The 19,842-nt window shown below is 41.8% G+C and carries 20 protein-coding genes; 7 read left to right on the top strand and 13 right to left on the bottom strand.

Going from position 1 to position 19,842, the window contains the following annotated elements:
- Positions 1-7: 7 nt before the first annotated feature.
- Positions 8-1,288 (bottom strand): mechanosensitive ion channel family protein, encoded by a 1,281-nt coding sequence (locus tag BKM01_RS06830; RefSeq protein WP_099816306.1) that lies wholly within the window; start codon positions 1,286-1,288, stop codon positions 8-10.
- A gap of 66 nt (positions 1,289-1,354) precedes the next feature.
- Entirely contained in the window at positions 1,355-2,683 is a 1,329-nt protein-coding gene (thiD, locus tag BKM01_RS06825; protein WP_072358971.1) for a bifunctional hydroxymethylpyrimidine kinase/phosphomethylpyrimidine kinase, read from the bottom strand.
- A 165-nt stretch (positions 2,684-2,848) separates the two neighbouring features.
- On the opposite strand from thiD, the gene BKM01_RS06820 reads away from it, so the two are divergent.
- The 3 genes from BKM01_RS06820 to purF all read left to right on the top strand — a co-directional run bounded on the left by BKM01_RS06820 (position 2,849) and on the right by purF (position 4,758).
- Positions 2,849-3,067 carry an LSm family protein gene (locus BKM01_RS06820; RefSeq protein ID WP_072358970.1) on the top strand — a complete coding sequence of 73 codons (219 nt, stop codon included), beginning with the start codon at positions 2,849-2,851 and terminating at the stop codon, positions 3,065-3,067.
- 79 nt (positions 3,068-3,146) lie between these two features.
- A complete protein-coding gene (locus tag BKM01_RS06815; RefSeq protein WP_072358969.1) occupies positions 3,147-3,317 on the top strand; it encodes a 50S ribosomal protein L37e in 171 nt (56 codons plus the stop codon).
- 28 nt (positions 3,318-3,345) lie between these two features.
- Positions 3,346-4,758, top strand: coding sequence for an amidophosphoribosyltransferase (gene purF, locus BKM01_RS06810; RefSeq protein WP_072358968.1), 1,413 nt, complete (start codon positions 3,346-3,348; stop codon positions 4,756-4,758).
- Here the strand turns inward: purF and BKM01_RS06805 are convergent.
- A complete protein-coding gene (locus tag BKM01_RS06805; protein ID WP_072358967.1) occupies positions 4,745-5,191 on the bottom strand; it encodes a phosphatase PAP2 family protein in 447 nt (148 codons plus the stop codon). The genes purF and BKM01_RS06805 overlap by 14 nt on opposite strands.
- Positions 5,192-5,317: 126 nt before the next feature.
- Between BKM01_RS06805 and BKM01_RS06800 the strand changes: the two genes are divergently transcribed.
- From BKM01_RS06800 to BKM01_RS06790, 3 genes are read left to right on the top strand one after another with little or no spacing between them, the layout of a single operon-like run.
- Positions 5,318-8,926, top strand: a complete 3,609-nt coding sequence (locus tag BKM01_RS06800) for a hydantoinase B/oxoprolinase family protein (protein WP_072358966.1) — start codon at positions 5,318-5,320, stop codon at positions 8,924-8,926.
- On the top strand, positions 8,910-9,449 hold the full coding sequence (locus BKM01_RS06795; protein WP_072358965.1) for a M23 family metallopeptidase: 540 nt from the start codon (positions 8,910-8,912) through the stop codon (positions 9,447-9,449). The genes BKM01_RS06800 and BKM01_RS06795 overlap by 17 nt, the downstream gene beginning before the upstream one ends.
- A gap of 46 nt (positions 9,450-9,495) precedes the next feature.
- Entirely contained in the window at positions 9,496-9,954 is a 459-nt protein-coding gene (locus BKM01_RS06790) for a bifunctional nuclease family protein (RefSeq protein ID WP_072358963.1), read from the top strand.
- Between the two features lie 5 nt (positions 9,955-9,959).
- On the opposite strand, the gene BKM01_RS11215 is transcribed toward BKM01_RS06790, so the two are convergent.
- Both BKM01_RS11215 and BKM01_RS11210 read right to left on the bottom strand, forming a co-directional pair.
- A complete protein-coding gene (locus tag BKM01_RS11215) occupies positions 9,960-10,298 on the bottom strand; it encodes a DinB/UmuC family translesion DNA polymerase (RefSeq protein ID WP_332882194.1) in 339 nt (112 codons plus the stop codon).
- 45 nt (positions 10,299-10,343) lie between these two features.
- Entirely contained in the window at positions 10,344-11,051 is a 708-nt protein-coding gene (locus BKM01_RS11210) for a Y-family DNA polymerase (RefSeq protein ID WP_327078528.1), read from the bottom strand.
- Between the two features lie 221 nt (positions 11,052-11,272).
- Here BKM01_RS11210 and BKM01_RS06780 point away from each other — a divergent pair, with 221 nt between their 5' ends.
- The gene (locus BKM01_RS06780; RefSeq protein WP_233125582.1) at positions 11,273-12,514 is read left to right on the top strand and encodes a serpin family protein; all 1,242 of its coding nucleotides are present in this window, start codon (positions 11,273-11,275) and stop codon (positions 12,512-12,514) included.
- A gap of 1,151 nt (positions 12,515-13,665) precedes the next feature.
- On the opposite strand, the gene BKM01_RS06775 is transcribed toward BKM01_RS06780, so the two are convergent.
- The 8 genes from BKM01_RS06775 to BKM01_RS06735 form a co-directional block, all read right to left on the bottom strand.
- Positions 13,666-14,418: a hypothetical protein gene (locus BKM01_RS06775; protein WP_072358961.1), complete on the bottom strand. Its 753-nt coding sequence runs from the start codon at positions 14,416-14,418 to the stop codon at positions 13,666-13,668.
- A 75-nt stretch (positions 14,419-14,493) separates the two neighbouring features.
- Complete coding sequence (locus BKM01_RS06770) at positions 14,494-15,588, bottom strand: DUF4367 domain-containing protein (protein WP_072358960.1); 1,095 nt, start codon at positions 15,586-15,588, stop codon at positions 14,494-14,496.
- 296 nt (positions 15,589-15,884) lie between these two features.
- The gene (locus tag BKM01_RS11160) at positions 15,885-16,043 is read right to left on the bottom strand and encodes a transposase (RefSeq protein ID WP_084006265.1); all 159 of its coding nucleotides are present in this window, start codon (positions 16,041-16,043) and stop codon (positions 15,885-15,887) included.
- Between the two features lie 83 nt (positions 16,044-16,126).
- On the bottom strand, positions 16,127-16,783 hold the full coding sequence (gene nth, locus BKM01_RS06755) for an endonuclease III (RefSeq protein WP_072358958.1): 657 nt from the start codon (positions 16,781-16,783) through the stop codon (positions 16,127-16,129).
- 24 nt (positions 16,784-16,807) lie between these two features.
- Positions 16,808-17,686 (bottom strand): pyruvate synthase subunit PorB, encoded by an 879-nt coding sequence (gene porB, locus BKM01_RS06750; protein ID WP_013036829.1) that lies wholly within the window; start codon positions 17,684-17,686, stop codon positions 16,808-16,810.
- Positions 17,683-18,897 carry a pyruvate synthase subunit PorA gene (gene porA / locus BKM01_RS06745; protein WP_072358956.1) on the bottom strand — a complete coding sequence of 405 codons (1,215 nt, stop codon included), beginning with the start codon at positions 18,895-18,897 and terminating at the stop codon, positions 17,683-17,685. Before porA ends, porB begins: the two co-directional genes overlap by 4 nt.
- Positions 18,898-19,158, bottom strand: coding sequence for a pyruvate synthase subunit PorD (gene porD / locus BKM01_RS06740; RefSeq protein WP_072358955.1), 261 nt, complete (start codon positions 19,156-19,158; stop codon positions 18,898-18,900).
- Positions 19,158-19,703 (bottom strand): pyruvate ferredoxin oxidoreductase subunit gamma, encoded by a 546-nt coding sequence (locus BKM01_RS06735; protein WP_072358953.1) that lies wholly within the window; start codon positions 19,701-19,703, stop codon positions 19,158-19,160. The genes porD and BKM01_RS06735 overlap by 1 nt, the downstream gene beginning before the upstream one ends.
- Positions 19,704-19,842: the final 139 nt, after the last annotated feature.

Here is a 19,842-nt window from a genome sequence, read left to right as displayed (position 1 = left end):
AAGATAGTTAATTAACATTATTTTCACTGACAGATTCTTCATCATCTGGTAAACCATAAGATTTTTTGTTCTCAATCTCACAGGACTCGGATTCCATTATTTCCACCATTTGGTTATAATCCTCAAGAATGCTGTCCATGATGGAACGGAGGTGTTCAAGCACCTTGGAGTGAAGTAGACCTTCTGGAGATGATTCCATTTCTCCCGGTTCCGGGGCTTTTTCCAGTGCCTCAACAATCTGCTCTATGTTGCCCAAGCGATCCTTTATAGAAGACCAATTATTCTGCTGGATTTCGGCAGCTTCTTCGGGAAGGCAGGAAATTTGTTTTTCCACTTTTGCCTTTTTATTGTCAAAATATTCCAGCGTTTTTCTGGCCTTATCCAGCATTTCAGCTTCTATAGCCTTATCAAAAATAATTTCTTCGGTGGATACATCAGGAATGTAATCCTTGTCAGGCCGTAATTCCTCCCCATCCTCTCTATTTTCCCGCAGAGGAGGAATGAATCGTTTGCCATTCTTCATTACCCTCTGGTTCATGAAGGTAGGAGATACAATTTCAATATCCATCCTATGAAGGGAGTCAAGCACTGCCTTCTTAAAATTAGAACGGTCAGTTAGCAAGGCTTTAGTCTCTTTCAACAGACCCCCCACCTTGTAGGTAACGGAGAAATCCCCCAGCTCAAGAACATGTACGAAAGGATCCTCCAGGCCTGCCTCACCAGCCGCCTCGAGTAAGGCGGTCTCAATATCCTGCCTGCATACATCATAACCCAGTGAAACATTAGTTGAGATTATAGTCCCCGAGGAGCGGATGGTAATCAGTGGATTGGACATTAGTTTCAGGTTTGGCACGGTGATCAGGTCACGATCTTCTGATTGAATGCGTGTATAGAGTATGGTTTTGTCCGTGACCCTGCCAAAAATATCACCACTTCTTATGTAATCCCCCACATAGAATGGCTTGATGAGCCGAACCATTATACCGGACATTCCATTTGAAACAAAAGTGGTAGAAGAAAGAGCTACCGTAGCACCAACAATAATACCTATCGCACTTACAATGATCTGTTTTGAATCACTGGATATCGGCAGGGAAAAGATAACCAGCATCATACCCAGGAATGCTAGAAGGGTAAAGAAAAGATTCCTTATGAAAGTGTCACCTTTGAAAATCAAAGATTTCTTAAAAAGATACTGGAGCAGCAGGATCACCAGCGATGTCAATATAACTATGACTATCGTCAAATAAAAATCATCTACCCCTACTGCGATACAATATCCCTCCATTTAATACTGGAAATAATAAATATTAGGTATAAGTCTGTACATACTTATACCTATACCCAAAATCTATCAGTTAATTCGTTCAACTATTCGCAAAGCCATCTCAACAACATCTGTCGCACTTTTGCCAAGCAGTCTTATCATTGGTTCTTTTCCTATATCGCCTTCATCATATATGATTTCAGGAACCTTACCATATTTTTCTATTGCATAAGCCGTGCCCCAATCCATTGTACTCACATCAGAAGGTTCGTCCTTGCGTTCAAAAGAAGCAATGCCAAAGCCCATCTGGCTGCAGGCAGCAAGTATCTCCTTGCTGTACTTAACATTCAGGCATGCCCTGATTTCAGGATTGGAATGTATAGCAGCAAGTACCACACTTCCAACATGTTTACTGGCACCAAACCCCACACAACCTGATGCCACAGGCCTGTCTTTTGAACGGGTTATACGACCATGTACACCGGCTACATCTGATATTGTTTCAGCCTCAGGAGTTGCCATGGCAATATTGCATCCTACCTCGGGGATAAGTTTTGAAAAAGCCTTTTCCGAAAGCAGGATATCCAGGGCTTCGGTAGTATTCACTAAAGTATGGTATTTTGCAGCTGAATTACGCAGAAAAGCAAGCGGATCTACAGGGGATACACCCATTCCAACATCAGTACTTCTGGAAATAGCATTTTCTACAAATCTTTTGGCACACCTTGCAGCTTCGGGCACTCTCAATTCATTTGAGAGATAAACAAGCAAAGCCGCTGAATAGGTACACCCTGAACCATGAGTTCCCCCTTCAACAAATCGGCTTGATATTGTTGTAAATGTGTCATTGTGGGATTCATAGACAAGATCCGAAGCATCAAAATGGCCTCCTGTGATTATTACATTATCCACACCGAGCTTTGCTATCCTGCGAGCTGCTTTCTGCCCATCTTCCCAGGTATTTATCGTAACTCCTGACAGGGCTTTTGCCTCATATATGTTGGGAGTTACAACAAAAGCCAGAGGCAACAATTTTTCTTTCAGGATACTAAGCGCAGATTCTGCAAGCAAGGAGCCTCCTGCCTCGGCAGCCATTACAGGATCCACAACCAGTTTAAGACGATGCTTATTTACCTCAGATGCAACCACATCGATAATTTCAGGAGAAGAAAGCATTCCTGTTTTTGCCCACTTTACATCCATATCCGTACATACCGCATAAATCTGAGAGGATATATGGGATAGGGGCACCTCCGTTGAATCCTGCAGTCCCATTGTGTTCTGGGAGGTGATGCATGTAACAGCGCATGTGGGATGCATCCCCAGTGCCGAAAAGGTACGAATGTCTGCTTCTATGCCGGCACCGCCGCCGGAATCTGAACCTGCTATCGTAAGGGCTACCTTTGTATTGCTCATATAATTTCACCTGATGATAATTTCTTTGACTGATGCAGAATATCTGCGATAGCTTTATATATAGTATTTGCACCATGAGAGATTTACATTATTACATGCAAACACCCAATTAAATTCGTTTGGGTAACTTAAATTTAAATATTTATACCTACGGGGCAATTCAATATGGGAAACAGACCTCTGGATATACTGAACAACGCATTAAACACAGCCGTAATCGTAAGATTGAAAGGTGCAAGAGAATTTCGTGGAACACTTCAGGGATATGACGTTCACATGAATCTGGTACTGGATGAAGCTGAAGAAATCAAGGAAGGAGAAATAGTCCGCAAGATTGGCAGCGTTGTTGTCCGTGGCGATAATGTTGTATATGTATCTCCGTAACCTATAAGAATAATCAGGGCAATCAATGGTACCCTTCAGAATACTGATTACTACTATCCATATTACAAGGTGATAAATAATGTCAAAAGGTACTCCCTCAAGAGGAAAAAGACAGAAACGTACACATGCTAAATGCAGACGTTGCGGTAGCGTATCTCTTAACATCCATACCAAACAGTGCACATCATGCGGATTTGGTAAGACCTCACGTATGAGAAGTTACAAGTGGCAGCGCAAGTGCAAATACTGATTACTCTTATTCTTTTGCTGAGGTGCAAATGAAGGAAGAATGCGGTGTTGTAGGGGTTTTACTGGATGATACAAAATCCCAATCAAAAACCGCCGCACTTCAGATTTACTATTCTCTCTATGCACTACAGCACAGGGGCCAGGAATCCACCGGCATTACTGTTTACAATGGTGGTTCAACCCATTCACTGAAAGGGATGGGACTTGTCCCGGAAGTTTATGCAAGAGAAGACATCGTTAAACTTGTAGGTCATGTGGGAATCGGTCATGTCCGCTATTCCACAACGGGCCAGTCACGCATAGAAAATTGCCAGCCCCTTATTGTGAATTATAAAAGTGGTACTGTAGCTATTGCTCATAATGGCAACCTGATAAACGGCCATGACCTGCGGGATGAACTGGAATCAGAAGGCAGGATTTTCATTACCGATTCTGACACTGAAGTTGTTGCCCACCTTCTGGTCAAGGAACTGCTAAAGCATGGAGCTGTAGAGTCTATCAAGAATGTGATGAAAAGGCTCAAGGGATCATATTCCCTGGCCATAATGATCGATGACCTCCTGATAGCCGCCAGGGACCCCCTTGGAATCAAACCTCTCTGCATAGGAAAAACTGACCTTGGGCTGGTAGTTGCATCCGAAAGTGTGGCCATTGATACATTAAACGGCAAACTTATCCGGGATGTGAAACCAGGCGAGATCGTTGTATTAAAAGATGGTGAAGTGGAAAGTCATCAGGTATACAATACCACACATGCAGCACATTGTGTTTTTGAATACATCTATTTTGCAAGACCTGACTCTGTAATTGATGGACAGCTCGTCTACAAAGTAAGGGAACGTATTGGCAGGGAACTTGCAAAAGAACATTCTGTTGAAGCAGATATTATTTCCCCCGTCCCGGATTCGGGTATTACTTCTGCTGTCGGATATTCCCGGGAATCCAAAATCCAGTATCAGGAAGGTTTAATGAAAAACCGCTATATTGGCAGGACCTTTATTCTTCCAGGCCAGGAAATGAGGGAAATCGCTGTCAGGCTCAAGATGAACACGATTGCAGAAAACATAGAGGACAAGAAGGTAGTACTCATCGATGATAGTGTTGTAAGGGGAACTACTTCCCGAAGAATCATCAATATGATAAAAGACTCAGGTGCCAGAGAAGTACACGCCAGAATTGGGAGCCCCGCTATAATTGCCCCCTGCTATATGGGTATTGATATGGCTACCCGTGAGGAATTAATTGCGGCCAACAACAAAGTGGAAAATATTTGTAATACCATAAACGCAGATTCCCTGGGCTATCTAAGTATCGATGGACTGGTCAGGGCCATAGGTCTTGACAAAGAAGATCTCTGTATGGGATGTCTGACAGAAGTGTATCCACTGGAAATTCCAGGGGAAAAATGCCAGTGCAGGCAAACCCGGCTTAATCAATTCTAAACCTTTTTACTTTTCTTACAAATGCAGGATACAAAAGCAAACCTGCATAACCCAAAATAATACCTGTAATTGCACCTGCTACAACATCCGAGGGATAATGTACACCCACCACTATCCGGCTGATACCCATCATTATGGCAAATATCCAGAAAAAATAACTTGATTTGCCTGAAACTGGATGCAAAAAACTGGCAGTTCCAAAAGCCAGTGCTGTGTGACTGCTGGGAAAAGAATAGCCTGCTGCATCCACAAGGATACGTCCAGTTTCTGGCCGGGAGACCATGAATAATGATTTCATCCCATAAACAAGCAGCCATATTATTAACAAAAGTGACAAGTAATAGACTGCATAGGATTTACCTTTAAATATATATAGAAATGCAGCGATTAACAACCATATAAACAGGTTTCCCGCTATTGTCAGGGGGACCATAATAAAATCAAGAGCCTGAATGGAATTTATGTAATGAAATAATTGTAAATCAAATTCCTAAAATGGCATTGATATAATATTGTAAGCCAGATATAAACAATTTTGCAGGATAATCGCTGTGAAAACATGCAAAATAATTCAAATTCCTGGGACTTCTGGATTGACAGGGGAGGCACCTTCACCGATATAGTGGCCCTAAAACCGGATGGAGAACTCCTGACACACAAACTCCTGTCCGACAATCCCGAACAATACGAAGATGCTGCTATAGAGGGAATACGACAGGTTCTGAATATTGGGAAAAATGAAACCCTTCCTGCAGAAAAAATTGCATCTATCCGCATGGGAACCACTGTAGGAACAAATGCACTGCTTGAGCGCAGGGGAGAGCCTACAGTACTTGTAATAACGGAAAGGTTCCGGGATATCCTGAAAATAGGATACCAGAACCGCCCTTCCATATTTGCACTTGATATCAATAAACCCGAAGTCCTCTATGAGGAAGTTATTGAAGCCAGACAAAGATACAGCTGTGACGGAACAATAGTAACTCCTCTGAACTATGAGGAGACCAAAGAAAAACTTAGGGAATATTACCATAAAGGCTACCGTTCTGTTGCAGTTGCCCTTATGCATTCATTTCGCTATCCTGATCACGAAGAGCAAATAGAAAAGATTGCACATGATGTAGGATATACCAATATATCCCTCTCCCATCGCACAAGCCCGTTAAGCAAGATGGTTGCCCGGGCAGAAACAACAGTTGTGGATGCATACCTGTCCCCCGTGCTGGAACATTATGTAAATCTGGTCCGCAATGAACTCAATGACCAGAAAAACTCGACAGATATTTTCTTCATGCAATCAAGCGGCGGACTTGTAGATGGAGGCAGTTTTAGGGGCAAAGACAGTATTCTTTCGGGACCTGCCGGCGGTATCGTAGGATCAGCAGAAGTCTGCAGGATGGCAGGGTTTGGCCGGGTAATCAGTTTTGATATGGGAGGAACATCCACCGATGTAGCCCATTACAGGGGAGAAATGGAACGAACCCTCGAATCAACTGTCTCAGGAACACATCTGCACACTCCCATGCTGAACATACATACTGTTGCCGCAGGCGGTGGATCAATCCTGCATTTTGAAGATGGCAGGTTCCAGACAGGACCCGATTCTGCGGGCGCCGATCCCGGACCCGCCTGCTACAGGAAAGGAGGGCCACTTACTGTTACTGACTGTAACGTAATGCTGGGCAAGATAAACCCACAGAATTTTCCCCAAATTTTCGGTGAAAATGCGGATTTACCCCTTGACAGGGACATTGTTGTGAAAAAATTCCGTGCACTTGCAGAAGAAATAAAGTTGCAAACCGGCAAAAGCATGAAACCGGAAGAAGTTGCAGAAGGTTTCCTGAAGGTGGCAGTGGAAAATATGGCTAATGCCATCAAGCACATTTCGGTGAAAAGAGGGTATAATCTTGAAGATTACATTCTCTGTTGTTTCGGAGGTGCAGGAGCCCAACATGCGGGCCTTGTAGCTGATTCTCTGGGTATTGGAAAAATACTGATTCATCCCTTTGCAGGAGTACTGTCAGCCTATGGGATGGGACTTGCAGACAGACGGGTAATCGAGGAGAAGGCCCTGGAAAAGTACCTTGAAGAAGGGATTGAAAAGGAACTGACAGGTGTCACAAAGAACCTTTCTGAAAAAGGAATGGAACGTATGCTTGCCACAGGTGACAGGAATATTGACATCGAAACCGTGGAAAGGGTCCGCCTGAAATATGAAGGTACTGAAACAACTTTTGATGTGCCATGTGGCCCTATAGAAGAAATGACAAAAATGTTTCACAACCTGCACATAGAACGTTTTGGTTTTGTAAGCGAAAATAGAAAACTGGTAGTGGATTCTGCTTATGTGGAAATTATTGGCAAGAACCAGACACCTGCAGAAACCACCCATTTATTAACAGATAAAAACCCGATACCTGCATCTTCAAAGGAAGTTTACATGGAAGGGAGATGGCATCGGATACCTTTGTTCACAAGGGATGTTCTCAAACCCGGCAATCTGATTACCGGTCCTGCCTTAATCATGGAAGATACAACTACCATTGTACTGGAATGTAAATGGCAGGCTTCCATAACAGAACACAATCATTTGCTACTGGAAAAAAAGATAACAAAGTCCAGACCGGATATTGGTACTGAAGTCGATCCCGTCATGCTTGAGATATTCAATAACCGTTTCATGTCAGTAGCCGAACAAATGGGATACAGGTTGCGCAATGCAGCCCATTCGGTAAATATAAAGGAGAGACTGGATTTTTCCTGTGCAATCTTTGATGGCAGCGGCAATCTTGTTGCAAATGCGCCCCACATCCCGGTACACCTGGGCTCTATGGAAGATGCAGTAAAAGAGGTAATCCGCAATCATGAAAATGATTTCAGCGAAGGTGATACCTACATTCTCAATTCCCCCTATCATGGAGGAACCCACCTCCCTGATATCACAGCCGTTTCCCCGCTTATTAGCAATGGTAAACCACAATTTTATGTAGCATCCAGGGGCCACCATGCGGATATCGGCGGGATCACTCCGGGTTCCATGCCACCATTAAGCAAGAGGATAGAGGAAGAAGGAGTTCTTATTGAAGAATTCAAACTTACAGAGCAAGGAAAATTCCGGGAAGAAGAATTAGTGAAACTTTTCAATCAGGCAACGTATCCTCCTCGAAACCCCGACCAGAACATCGCAGATCTCAAAGCACAAATTGCTGCCAACCAGAAAGGAATAGAAGAACTCCGCAAGCTTGTTGATACCTATTCCCTGAAAACCATTACTGCATACATGCAACATGTACAGGATAATGCTGAAATGGCAGTGGAAAGTGTGATTGATGTTTTAGAAAATGGAGACTTCGAGTACAGACTGGATGATGACAGTAAAATTGCAGTAAGGGTAAGAATTGACAGGAATAACACAAAAGCAATTATCGATTTTACACACACTTCACCTCAAACAAAAAGTAATTTCAATGCACCGTCTGCAGTCTGCAAAGCTGCGGTACTTTATGTATTCAGGACACTTGTGCAGGATGATATCCCGCTCAACTCGGGCTGTCTCAGGCCTATTACCATAATCATTCCCGAAAATTCGATGCTTAATCCTTCATATCCTGCAGCTGTTGTGGCCGGCAATGTCGAAACTTCCCAATACATCGTGGATTGCCTCTACGGAGCCCTTGGTATACTTGCACCGTCCCAGGGAACAATGAATAATTTCACTTTCGGCAATGACAGATTCCAGTATTATGAGACCATCTGCGGAGGAGCAGGAGCAGGCAATGGTTTTGATGGAGAAGATGCGGTCCAGACACACATGACTAATTCCCTGATCACAGACCCCGAAATCATGGAACTACGTTTTCCTGTCAGAATAGAAGAATTCAGTATTCGAAGTGGTAGCGCAGGAGAGGGGAAATTTAAGGGAGGCAACGGCGTGGTCAGAAAGATACGTTTTCTCAAAAAAATGAAGGCAGCAATTCTTTCAAGCCACAGGAAATATCCGCCAAAGGGAATGGCAGGCGGAGAAGCTGCAAGCACCGGCGAAAACCTTCTGGCAAGGAAAAATGGGGAAACTATTGAACTTTCAGCAGCTGATGAAGTAGAAGTGGAAGAGGGAGATACTTTCATAATTAAGACCCCAGGAGGAGGAGGTTATGGAAAAAAGGGATGAAAAAAACTGGCCCCTTCCAGTATCGGTACATATACCAGATGATGGTGATGCGGGTTGTTTCTGGGAAGACAGAGAAGACCGCCATCACTGTGGCATTGACCTCTATGCAGAAAAAGGGACACCAATTTTTGCCATAGAGGAGGGAGAAGTTGTAGAAATTGGAATCATGACTTCTCCCTCAATGATAGGGTACTGGAATAAAACCTATCATTTAATAGTTAGAGGAAATTCCGGGATATATTACAAATACGGAGAGATGGGCATGACTATTCCGGAAAAAGGTTCAAGGGTCAAAAAATATGACCGGATTGGAGAGGTCGGGCAGGTACTCAACACTGAGATGATAGATAACACATCCCCAAAATACATCCAGGCACTCAAAGAAAAAAATCCTGCCATGTTACATCTTGAAATATGGGGAAAATACCCTGTTACAGATCATAAATTGTATCTTGGAGGCAATTGGTTTGGATCCAAAAAACCTCCGGGCCTCCTGGACCCCCTGCATTATTTGCATAAATGAAATCAATTGATAAGATATTAATATTATTGAATTTCATGGTAAAGGCATGCCAGAGGAAGACGAAACCTGCCAGGTGAATGTAAAGGGGGTTTACCTCATGAAAATGGAAGAGGGAATAGCCCCAACTGTCATCCTGGAAGGTCCGACCGGAAAAATAATGCCGATTTATATCGGGCATCTGGAAGCCCTGTCCATAAATAATGCATTAAACAGTGAGACCACACCTCGTCCAATGACCCATGACCTTTTAATGTCCATCCTCTCAAGAATGGAAGGCAAAGTTGAAAGCGTGTTTATTGATGAAAAGACAGAAGGAGTATTTTTCGCCCGTCTGACTTTGAGCAAAAACGATGTTAAAATGGAATTCGATGCAAGACCCAGTGATTGTATCGCCCTTGCTCTGCGAGCAGATGTTCCAATCAATATCAAAGATGAAATCCTGGAAAATGACATCATAAGTCCCGAGAAACTGGACGGCGCGAAATCATTCGAATCCCTGTTGTAACCGGCTCAAAAGTAAGAAGCAAGTGTTGTCTGAGATGAAACTTCCTGTAACCCGGCAACCCTAACTCCAATCCGGCGAATGGCCAATTTGTTTTCCTCAAGGAAGGTTGTTAGCAATTTATCCAGATTTGACCTCAGAATTTCTTTTTCAGCAACCGCTCTCTGGAGGGTATGGTTACGAGTTTGGGTTTTGAAATCAGATGTGATTACAATCAGTGTAACCTGACGGAAGGAAACACCTCTTTTGATGGTCTTTTTAATCACATCATCGGCAAGGTTATCCAGAACTGGCATTATCAAATCGTGATCCGATGAATTTTCCGGCAAAGTGGCTATCCTGCCAATTTGCTCACTTCCTTCCCTTTGCCTGACAGGAGACTCATCAATCCCCTATGCAGCCTTTTTGAGCCATGAACCTTTCTTTTTACCAAAAGCATCTATGAGAGACACAATGTCCGAAGAAGCAAGTTGCCCCACTGATTTTATGCCCATTTTTTCAAGCCTGGCGGCTGTGACATCCCCTACACCCCAGAGTTGAGAGGCAGTCCGATCTTCCAGAAATGAGTTTACATCATTTTGTGATATGACAGTAAGCCCATCGGGTTTATTTTCTGAGGATGCCATTTTGGCAATGAGTTTGTTGGGCCCAATCCCCACAGAACATGTAAGCTGTTCTTTTTCCAGAATCTTTTGCTTAATATCTTCACCCAATTTAAGGGCACATTCAAAATCACCGTTACAGTTTGCCGTAACTTCGATGAATGCCTCATCTATACTTATCTGCTCAAAAGATTCATCACTATCTGCATGTAAGCGCAGTACTTCCATGATACTGTCAGAAACTTCAGTGTAAAACTCTTTTCTTACAGGAAGAAAAACCGCATCCGGATTCAGTTTAATGGCTCTGGAACAGGGCATACCTGATTTAATACCATATTCGCGGGCTGTATAATTGGAGGTGCTTACCGAGCCCCCGTGCTCCCCTCTACCCGAATACATGCAGACCACTACAGGCCTGCCTATAAGGGAAGGGTTTTCACGCTCCTCAACAGCAGCATAAAAGTAGTCCATGTCCACATGGACAACAATACGTGACATAATAAAAAGAGAGGTTTTTTAGATTTGTATAGTTTGTGGAAAAGAGCGCTTTGTCCTTCAAATCGATTTGTCCGAATATTCAGGATTGTGCCCTATAATTCACAGTTTTGTCCGATAACTATATTTTTTTGTTCGGTGCGAAAATCATAAAAACTTTATACTACAAACATTTACTAAATATTATGAAAAAACTGAAAATTACAATATTAGTGTCATTATGTATGATTTCATCGATTTTTCTAGGTTGTGTTGAAGATTCAACTGTAAATACAAAGACCACGATCAATACAGATTCAGTCAATGGTTATGATATTTCAACTGCAAACAATGCTTTTGCTTTTGATATGTATTCACTGATTAAGAATGGAGATGAAAATATCTTTTTTTCACCATATAGCATCTTCACTACAATGGCCATTTGCTACGATGGTGCTGAAGGTTCCACAAAAGAACAGTTGTCAGATGCGTGTTACTATCCTCTCAACAAATCCGTTCTTGAAGAGAGTTCAAAAGAGATGGTAGATACGATCAACTCTAATAGCGACTATTATAGTCTTGAAACTGCAAATGCTCTCTGGGTGCGGAATGATTATCCACTGAATAAGAAGTTTGTAAACAACTCAGAAACCTACTATGGTGGAAAAATAACAAATGTAGATTTTAGAAATGAACCTGAAGAATCCCAAGAGATCATCAATGAATGGATCGCCACAAAGACCAATGGTAAAATCAGGGATTTGATTTCAGATGACATGATTAATCCTGAATGGACAGACATGATCATTACAAACACACTTTACTTTAAAGGAAACTGGCTCATTGAATTTGATGTGGATGATACGCAAAAAGAACCCTTCTATAATTCATCTTCAAGCGAAGAAGGAACTCTTGTAGATATGATGTATGTATGGAAGTATTTCAGTTATGGCGAAAACAAAGATGCAAAAGTCGTCGAACTTCCATACAAAGGCAGAGATTTAAGCATGTACATTGTTCTTCCTGAAAAAAACAACATTGAAGATTTTGAAAATAAATTTACTCTCTCTGATTATAATGAACTCAAATCTACCATGGAACCAGGACAGGATGTACGAATCTGGTTACCAAAGTATACATTTGAAACAAAAACCAAACTATCAGATCCATTAATTGAAATGGGAGTTGTTGATGCTTTTGATGTAGAAAATGCTGACTTCTCTGGAATCTTTGATAGCCAAAAAATGCCACGTGGGTACTCATTAAAAATAGATGATGTTGTTCATCAGACATTCATTGAAGTGAATGAAACTGGCACAGAGGCGGCAGCAGCAACTGCAGAGGATATGGCTTACAGTAAGCCTCCAGGAGAGGTATTCGATTTCAAGGCAGATCATCCATTCATGTTCTTTATCGAAGATAAGAGAACGGGCTGTATTCTTTTTATGGGTAAAATTGAAAAACCTGAATATGGGGAAATGTCATAATGACATTTCTTCAATGTTTTCATTGCTTTCTTCATTCTAAATTTAAATATTATTCTTTCATTTGTTGACTGAAAAGCAAAAGTGATTGAACTCAAGAATTACCAATAGGCATTTTAAGGAAGGTATTGATAAATCCAATTTGTTTAAATGTGGAGTAATATGACAAATAGGCAAATAGTAGTACGAATTGTTCTGATAGCATTGATATCAGTGATATTACTTGCCATCTTATTTTACAGGTAATATAGCATGACAGATAAACAGAGAAGTCGAATTGTTCTGATAGCATCAATAGCAGTGCTGATATTTGCAGTACTATATGCGATACCATGGTTGCTTGCTGGACCAAGTGAACCAATTTTTACGATAGTTAATGAGGATGAATATCCACACAGTGCTACTTTTTAGATTGTAAAATCCGATGGCACTATACATATAGGCAAAACCTTTAATCTCGAAGCAGGTGAAAGTATCAAAGTAAGCAGACAAACTTTGGAATCAAACAATACTCCAAAGATGTATTCTGAACTCCTTCCACCAGAATGGAATTATTGTATTAAGTCTGGAAATCGTTCACTTACAGTTGGTACCGAGGCTCATTTTAGAATTGCTGCTACTTTTACATTAACAAGTGATAGCGATGACGTTGTCGAGGATATTTCGGGCTTTACATAATATGCCTATTATTTTTGATTGCATAATGTGTACATTTTGATATGGAACAATGGATTTGAAAATAATGGAACGTAAACCATCTACAGATAAGAAAGCAGAGTGCCTGGATCGAATCAAAGATGTCGTCAAAAGCCCATCTTATTCCATCTTTTTCATATTGGGCATATATGTTACATCTGTATGTGTTCTAACGACCATAACCCAAAGCAGCATTGAAACAGAAAATTATCCATTAGAGCAAACTCCCCAGGAACACTCCAGTTGTCATCCCAATGGCTGTGGCTAAAGCAAATTTCCATTTTATTTCATTGAACATGAAGTATGTAATAGGGATTGCTAAAATGAATGTCATTGCCCCCCATATTAGAGGATGTAGATGTGATGAAGTCATGATATCATCAGATTAATCTTATTTAAACACCTAAACAAAGTTATACAGCAATACAAATAATTAATCGCAATTCTCAATGGAATTATTATTCCGAACCTCTAATCTCCCTTTTCTCTGGATACCGACCTTCCCCCGCAAAAATAACAGTGTCTACCTTATACCAGCTATCCTGAGAACCTATCAGAGTTAAATTGCCATGTTGCAAGTAAGAATCTTGTCTACGTGCATTATACCAGGTATTAGATCCATGTATACTTACATCAAAATAAACTTTAGCATCTTCTTCACTGATATCATATTTTACATAAACCGTAGAAAATGATTCTGAGGGATTGTCTGGATTAATTGGTAAAATTAAAGCATTCTCTATGGGTTCAAGAGTGTCAATAATATAGTCCGTTTCATAATGCGTATTGAGCACAATATTCCTTTTTTCATTAACCATTATTGGCTCTACATTTTCAACAGCAATCATGGTGCCATTAGGCGTTTCCACAAAGTAACAGTCCCATTTCCCAGTATAAATATTGCCTTGTTTCACATCAGCAATAAAAGATTCACTAACTTTCAAATTGTCTTTTCCTGAAAGTACTGGAATGTATATGGTCACATTATCAATCGTAGTCCTAATATCAGGAGTGGAAAAAACCAGGAGTTCAAGATTGTACATATATTCGCTTTTAACATCGTCTCCATAATACTCCCAATTCATACTATCCTGAGCAGTTTCTACAATACCCAAAAAAAATAGACTTCCAAAAATCATACCAACATATGTGAGCACAACTAAAGCTATGATTATAGAAATACCAATACCAGTTTTAAGAATCTTATTCATGATTGCTCTCCAGGGTGGTCTAATTCCTTTCCATCAATTAACTTTTGAATAAAGGAAAGGTACAAAATGCACCTTTCATTCCATGGATTCAGCAATCCTGACAATTTCATCGGAATCCACTGATCCCATGATCGTTACCATGCATTTTCCACGATTCCAGGAGAGATGAGTAGACCCACCATCCGGATAGGATACCAGACGAGCCTCATTGCCGTTGACGGTAACAGTTTCACCCATTTGCGGAAGAGAGGATTCTTCTTCACCAAAATTTTCAGTAATATGAATGAAACCATCTGTTGACCGGTAACTAAGAGATATACTTTCCTCAAAACCTCCAAAAATGGCTGAATTGTTGTTTACATTCGCATGTTCAAACTCGTAGCCTTCCGGCAGATAGGATGGGACAAGTATCTCATTTTCAGAAACATCCATCGCTTTTTCCAGCTTCAGGTCTTCAGGCACCATATCATTGATGTCTTCATACCTAACTACCTTCGTATCTTCCGGTATCTTGAAATTAAATTCTGAATCCTCAATGCCGGTGTTAATTTTCAAGTCACGGTATTCTACGACCATGAGCTTTTCACCGTCATTATACATTTCATATTTCAAAGGCAACCAGATTTCCTTATCCAGCCACATCCGGGTGGATATATTTGTTGGAAAAAGACTGGTATTTACCGAATTATTTTCATTTTCTCTGGGATTCATAGCAATAATGTAAGAATCCCTCCCATCGATTTTTTCTTCACCTTCAAGTGAAATCTCGTTCTTTTCCATCATATTCTGGATCAGATTCAGATAATCAAAATCACTTTCATTGAAACTTGTTAGTGATTCAATGATCATAACAGTATTTTCATCCTGATTATAGGTCCAGGTGGTACTCCCGTTAGAAACCGTTATAATTTTACCAGATGACGAGGATTCAATTATTTCTGTCTTCATCATATTTGGTTTCTTCATTTCATACCTGGCAACGGTACTATCTTCATTTCCTTCTAAAAAAGTAGCCATGTGAATAGTCGCTGAATAATCCTGAATATTATCCTGCTTTTGTTCAAACTGTTCTGCTATCTGTTCTGCCGTTAAATCCCCGCCAACGCATCCTGATGATAACACCAGGATCGAGATGGCAAGCATACACATAATTATTTTTTTAGTACTCATGCATATTCCATCCAAAGTAACAGACAGAATAAAGCATAATTCATTATAAAAAGTTATTGTAAAAAAAGAATTATTAATATGAATGGTTAAACAGTGAGCCTATTTCAAAAATCCATCTTCATCCTTTTCCAGCACAGAATAAAACATGCAATATCTAATAGACCTTTGAACATTACATTGAGTCTTTCATACCTTATAGCCAGTTTTCTGAACCCTATTTTCAACCATCCAAATGATATTTTACATGGTAAGCGCTGTTTCTAAGTGCTTCCATAATTTGATTCCAGATACCCTCATCAGAACAAACTTTTAACCTTCTCCATGCAGTTTACTGGAGATCCATAATAACTTGGCAGATCTGCCCATCTACACCCTGTCATCAAAACAAAGGGAATACCATTGATGACCTTAGGGTCATCAATTCTTCTTCTACCAGTCCTTGGCTGCGACGGCAAATGAGTTTAATAGATTCCCACTTTTTGCCAGAGTTCTTCAAATTTCATTCAATCCCCCTACAAGATGTTGTATGAGGTAGTATTTAGAGTTGTTTTGAAATGGGGTTAATACTGGAAGGACAGAGATGATGTACAACACATTGCCCACAAGCAGGTTTGCGGGCAAAACATACGTTCCTTCCATGTAATATCAGGGTCAGGGAAAAATCATCCCACTCATTCCTGTCAACAAGCTCCATCAGATCCTTTTCAATTTTGACAGGATCCTTATTTTCAGTAAAACCCAGTCTTGTAGCAAGACGTTTGACGTGGGTGTCCACAGCAATACCCGCTTTTACACCAAAACCTCTTGCAAGCACAATATTGGCGGTCTTGCGGGCCACCCCGGGCAGTTTTAACAGGTCTTCCATCTTGGACGGAACTTCACCCCCAAAATCCTCGATGATAACTCTGGCACTCTGTTGCAGGTGTTTGGCCTTGTTGCGGTAAAAACCCGTGGAATAGATATCCTTTTCCAGTTCACTGATGTCCGCATCCGCATAATCAAAAACCGAACGGTATTTCTTGAACAACTCACTTGTAACTTTATTGATCTGCACATCCGTACTCTGAGCTGAAAGAATAGTGGCTACAAGCAGTTCCAGAGGGTTTTTGAAATGCAGAGCAGGCTGCGGATCAGGATACTCCTTTTTAAGAAGTTCCCATATTTGAGGGAAATTAGAAAGCTTACTGGCTGTCATAGAAAAAGAGAATAAGATTCAGGCTTATTCAAGCCCGAAATCTTCAATGTTTTTATCTGCAAGTGCCTGGATCAGTTTGAGCTGTTCCTCTCCGCCTTCCATTTTGAAAAGATGTTTGAACCTTTTCTGCATCTTGAGATAATCTTCGACAGGCTTTTTCTGTTTGCCTATCTTGCGTACCTTTGTAACTTCACCATTCTCCATTTCATACAGCGGCCACAGACCGGTCTGTACTGCCAGTTTTGCAACTTCCACAGTCTTGGAAGTGTCAAAACCCCATCCTGTAGTACAGGGTGCATGGGCATGAATATAGGTTGGTCCTTCAATCTCGGTTGCTTTCTTGATCTTCTTGATCATATCCTTGGGATAACCCAGGGAAGTTGTAGCAATGTATGGAGAACCATGAGCTGCCATTATTGCAGGCATGTTCTTCTTGGGCCGGGGGTTCCCATAGGAAACCTTTCCTGCCGGGCTTGTTGTGGTAGACGCATCAAAGGGTGTAGCACCACTTCTCTGCACACCGGTATTCATGTATGCCTCATTATCGATACACACATAGGTAATATCATGACCCCTCTCAAAGGCACCGGAAATAGATCTCATCCCGATATCAAGAGTAGCACCATCTCCTGCCAGAGCGATTACCTTGGTGTCACCTTTCTTACCCATTGCCTTAAGGGCAGCCTCCACACCGGAAGCCACAGCCCCTGCGTTCTCGAAAAGGGAATGAATCCAGGGTACCTCCCATGAGGTTTCAGGGTAGGGTGTACTCATAACTTCCAGACAGCCGGTAGGGGATATAACAATACAGTCTTCTCCTGCGGCCATAAGGGTGAACTTGGCCACCATTGCATCACAGCAACCTGCGCAACCACGGTGTCCTGATGTAAACAATGATTTCACAACAATTCCTCCTTCAGATCAGCATATTTGCTCTCAGTATTGATACCCGAAGAGATTATGCCTTTAGCTTCCTCCACTATATCCTCAATGGTTTTTACGGGTATGTCACGACCACCGTGTCCGATCATCCGACCCACTATCGGGACATCAACCTTAGTATTATACAGACTTGCCTTGGTCTCGGTAAACAGGGACCCTTCATTGAGTCCCAGGGAGATATTCTTGTCAAGTGCGACAACAACCTTTGCATCCTTGATAACATTCTTTATTGCTTCTGCCGGGAATGGCCTGAAAGTCCTTACTTTAAGCAAACCGACCTTTACTCCCTTTGCACGGAGTTTATCCACTACATCCCTGATGGTACCCACAAGTGAACCCATAGCCATGAGGATTATATCAGCATCATCTGTCTCGTATTCATCGATCAGGCCACCATAATACCTTCCAAATATTTCATAGAACTCATTGGCAGCTTCTTCAATCTTGGGCAGGGCATTATCCATTGCCTTCTGCTGCAGATATCTGAATTCAGTATAGGCAGTCGGGTCTGCAAAGGCACCGAATGTAAGCGGGTTTTTAGGATCGAGTGAGTATTCCGGTTCATAAGCAGGCAGATATTCATCCACAAGGTCCTGTTCCAGCAAGACCACCGGCTCATAGACATGAGACAGGATGAAACCGTCCATACAGGTCATTGCAGGCATCATTACATCCTTATCTTCTGCAACCTTGTAAGCCTGGGCAGTCATATCCGAGATTTCCTGCAGATCCTCGGCATACATCTGGATCCAGCCGGTATCACGCTGGGAAATTGAATCCTGGTGATCGTTCCAGATATTAATAGGAGCACTTACCGCGCGGTTTGCGATGGTCATTACAACCGGCAGGCGCATTCCTGATACATTGAAAAGCACCTCATGCATCAGTTCCAGACCCTGCGAGGTGGTGGCCGAATAACACCTGGCACCTGCTGCTGCAGATCCTACAAGGGCCGAAAGGGCGGAGAACTCGGATTCCACGTTTATATATTCACAGTTGGAAATCTCACCATCAGCCATAAACTGGGAAAGATCCTCCACAATATGGGTCTGTGGTGTGATAGGATATGCGGAAATAACATTTGGCCTGCATACCTTCACAGCATGGGCCACTGCATAGGAACCTTCGGCCACATCCATCTTATCCTTGTCAAGGGTACGTATAACTGTCATTTATTTCTCCTCCAGTACCATATCAATGGCTTCCTTGGGACATTCATTGGCACAGATTCCGCATCCTTTACAGTAATCATAATCAAATTCAAAGAATCCGTCGTCCCTGGGTAATACTGCCATATCAGGACAGAGCAATTCACATAATTTACATTTGATGCATTTATCGTAGTCATAGACAGGCCTGAAAGTTCTCCAGCCACCGGTCTTGTTTGCCCTCGTGGTACCGGGTTGACATACTCCTCCGAGTTGTATGCTCATTATTTTTCCTCCGCCATCAAGTCATAGGCTTTCTGTACAGCCTCTGCATTTTTCTCTCCGATCTTACCTGAGAAACGCCCCTTTACCGCATTGACAATGGAACTGGCCCTGACCTCACCCGTTGCACCGGCAAAGGCTCCTAAAAGAACAGTATTGACAATAGGCCTTCCAATGATATCAAGAGCTACCTTTGTTGCATTCACGGTCATTATACGGGCATTTGTGTCAAGATCAAAATCTTCCGGAGCAAAATCAGAATTAATAAGTATGATACCATCATCCTTTGCCCCGCTTTCAACATCCACCACCTCAATAAGTGTGGGATCCTGAACAATTACGTAATCTGGTTCATAAATCTGGCTTCTGAGCCTGATTGGGGCATCACTGATCCTTGTGAAAGCCTGAACCGGTGCTCCACGTCTTTCTACACCAAAGGCCGGGAATGCCTGGCTAAACTGGCCATCCTCAAAAGCGGCGCCTGCCAGTAGTTCGGCTGCTGTTACCGAACCCTGTCCGCCTCGACCATGTATTCTTATTTCTTTCATCTGTATTCTCCGTAACAAACGTAATGGACATATAATTGTAGATAGCGGATACGAACCCGCATGCATCAACAATTACCGTTTGGATGGTAATTGGAATAAATGCAATGTTTAATTGTGTAGAATAGCTAATTCCTATTTA

Origin of the sequence: Methanohalophilus portucalensis (assembly GCF_002761295.1) — an archaeon.
Classification (GTDB): Archaea; Halobacteriota; Methanosarcinia; order Methanosarcinales; family Methanosarcinaceae; genus Methanohalophilus; species Methanohalophilus portucalensis.
The sequence above is the reverse complement of the archived record's forward strand: the minus strand, read 5'-3'. Positions and strand labels throughout refer to the sequence as shown.